The sequence below is a fragment of the Luteibacter sp. P4_E6 genome (genome assembly GCF_056401535.1).
On record NZ_JBFUJE010000802.1, the window covers coordinates 1 to 1,315 of the forward strand.

The window sequence follows — 1,315 nt, forward strand, 5'->3', positions numbered from 1 at the left end:
CTGCTTTGCCGTCTCGACCTGCCCCGGATGCGGACGCAGGGCATGAACCTGTTCGGCGTAGGCACCCGTGCGGCCGGCGAAGGCATCCAGCGTCATCGCGGCAGCCAGGTCGGCCGTGCGGATCAGCATGTCCATGGTGTCCAGCGCGAGCACGCCCGTGGCGAGCATCTGCGTGGTGCCGTTGTTCAGGGCCAGGCCTTCCTTGAAGGACAGGCGCACCGCCTCGAGACCAGCCTTGGCCAGCGCCTGGGCGCCGGGCATGCGCACGCCCTCATAGAAGGCTTCGCCGCCACCGAGCAGCACGATGGCCAGGTGCGAGAGCGGCGCGAGATCGCCGSWSGCGCCGACCGAGCCCTTCTCCGGAATGACCGGGATGACATTGCGGTTGAGAAGTTCGGCCAGCGCACGCAGGGTTTCCACCCGGATACCCGAATGCCCCTTCATCAGCGTGTTCACGCGAATGGCGAGCATGGCGCGCACGACGTCCTCGCCGAACGGCTTACCCACGCACACGGCGTGGGTAATGATCAGGTTGTGCTGCAGTTCTTCCAGCAACGTGCCTTCGCGCGGCTCCGGGTTGCCACCCGGCAGCTCATCGCGCACGCGGTGCGCGCCGAGCAGCTTGTCTGCATTGCTGCCAAAGCCCGTGGTCACGCCGTAAATCGGCTCACCACCGCCGACTTTCTCGGCGAGGAAGTCCGCAGCGCGTTTCACCTTGACGAGCTGCGCCTCGTCCAGACGGATGGTGAAGCCCTTACGAGCAATGGCGGCGACCTGGCCGCGTGTGAGGCTACGCCCGTCGAGAAGAATGCTGCTGGTCATGGGGACTTAGGCCGTGCAAAAGGGAGGTGGGGGATGGAGCGGCTCAGCGACCGATGTCGGCCTGGGCCAGTTCGACGCGCAGGGTCTTGACCAGCTCCGTGCGGGCGACTTCAAACTGGTCTTCGCGGCGAAGGTCTTTCACCGTGACGACACCCTTGGCGATCTCGTCTTCGCCCAGGACGATGACGAAGCGGATACCCGCGCGGTCGGCGTACTTGAACTGCTTGCCCAGCTTGCTGCCTTCGAGGACGACTTCGGTGGCGATGCCGGCGTTACGCAGTTCGGTGGCGAGTGTCAGGTAGGCCGGCAACTGGGCGGCGTCCATCTGGGTGACCAGCACGTCTACCGTGCTCTGCGCGGTCGAAATCAGGCCCGCGTCGCGCAACTGCCAATACAGGCGCGTCAATCCGATCGAGATACCCACGCCCGGCAGGTGTGACTTGGTGTACTGACCGGCGAGATTCTCGTAACGGCCGCCCGAGCAGATCGAGCC

General features: G+C 65.6%; 2 protein-coding genes. Both read right to left on the reverse strand.

The annotated features are described in order from the left end of the window. Positions 1-822 (reverse strand): aromatic amino acid lyase (locus AC1DT2_RS23615; protein WP_477299117.1); only part of this gene is annotated, 822 nt, incomplete at its 3' end. A 43-nt stretch (positions 823-865) separates the two neighbouring features. Further along, on the reverse strand, positions 866-1,315 hold a 450-nt coding region (locus AC1DT2_RS23620; protein WP_477299119.1), incomplete at its 5' end, for a His/Gly/Thr/Pro-type tRNA ligase C-terminal domain-containing protein.